The following is a 1569-nucleotide window of genomic DNA, read 5'->3' as shown; positions in this document are numbered from 1 at the left end:
CCTATGTTGTGAAGGGCATCTTGCAAGGCCTGCGCAATGATAAAGATATCTATAAAACGGCTCTTCGCATTTAAGGGTGTAGAAAAAATCTGACCGGCTGGAAAAGGAGTCGAGGATCTTAGAAAATGTAAGCTCTCACACCAACAAAAACTAAGCCCCCGACGTGAACAATCTTACCTTTTCTAGCCCTGATCTTTCCAGCTTTTGCCAACTGAATAACCTCGGCCTGACTGCCACTGGACAACATCTTTGTGCAGAGCGCGCCGTCATCGAATGTCGTTTAACCAAAGCACCCGAGCCATGCCCCAAGTGCGGGGCTGCTGGTGTTTCACGCGGTACTGTCGATAGGCATCTTGCTCACACACCTTACGGACAACGACCAACCAGATTGCTGCTGCGTATCCGTCGCTGGCGTTGTGCTTGCGGCTGTTTCTGGCATGAAGATACAAACAGTGCAGCACCTCCACGTTCAAAGCTTTCATATGGGGCGATACGCTGGGCATTAGCTGCCATCGTGCTGGATCATCTGTCGGTATCTCGTGTTGCGAGCCAGCTTGATGTTGCATGGCACACCGCTAATAATGCCATTATCAACGAAGGACGGCGCCTGCTTTTTAATGACTCGACACGTTTTGACGGTGTGACCGTGCTGGGCGTGGATGAGCATGTTTGGCGACATACACGCTGTGGTGACAAGTACGTCACCATCGTGGTTGACCTTACGCCCGTGCGTAACAAAAACGGGCCGGCCCGCTTGCTCGATGTGCTGGAAGGCCGCTCCAAACAAGCCTTTAAGCAATGGCTACAGAGTCGCCCCAAATCGTGGCGTGACCAGATCGAAAGCATTGCCATGGACGGTTTTACGGGGTTTAAATCTGCAGCGCAAGAAGCCCTGCCTCAAGCCCAAACCGTGCTGGATCCTTTCCATGTCGTGCGCTGGGCAAGCAACATGCTGGATGAATGCCGCCGGCGTGTGCAACACGACATCCTGGGCCGCAGAGGGCGTAAAAATGACCCGCTCTACAAAAGCCGTCGAACGCTACTGACTCGGATCAGCTACCTGTCTGACGCCAACAAAAAGCAACTGTTCCAGCTGTTTGCAGATGAGCACCACCTCGAAGTGGATTGCACCTGGAGCATGTACCAACGGGTGGTCAGCGCCTACAACGAGCCGGATCGAAAACGTGGTAAAAAACTCATGGAAGAGGTCATAAATATCATTACAGCCAGCGACTTGCCCAAAGCGCTCATCGAGGTGAAAGGCTTGGGGGAAACGCTGAAAAAATACGCTGAGAGCATCCTTGCCTACTTCGACCGGCCAGGAACCAGCAACGGTCCAACAGAAGCTATCAACGGGCGACTTGAGCACTTACGAGGTACCGCCTTGGGCTTTAGAAATTTAACCAATTACATAGCCAGGTGCTTGCTGAAGTCAGGAGGGTTTAGAAATCAGCTACACCCTTAAATGCGAAGAGCCGGAAAAGACCTGGCCTCACAGGAGCGAAGCCCTGTACGCACCATGAGGTGAAATAATATCTGGTGGCTTGGATCAGTATCCAAGGCAACGCA

General features: G+C 52.2%; 1 protein-coding gene. It reads left to right on the top strand.

The window, feature by feature from the left end; genetic code table 11:
• The first annotated feature begins 163 nt into the window (after nt 1-163).
• On the top strand, nt 164-1465 hold the full coding sequence (locus KMS84_RS43545; protein ID WP_011920678.1) for an ISL3-like element IS1411 family transposase: 1302 nt from the start codon (nt 164-166) through the stop codon (nt 1463-1465).
• The last annotated feature ends 104 nt before the right edge of the window (nt 1466-1569 follow it).

The sequence above is a fragment of the Streptomyces hilarionis genome, from assembly GCF_024539675.1.
Classification (GTDB): domain Bacteria; phylum Actinomycetota; class Actinomycetes; order Streptomycetales; family Streptomycetaceae; genus Streptomyces; species Streptomyces hilarionis.
The sequence above is the reverse complement of the archived record's forward strand: the minus strand, read 5'-3'. Positions and strand labels throughout refer to the sequence as shown.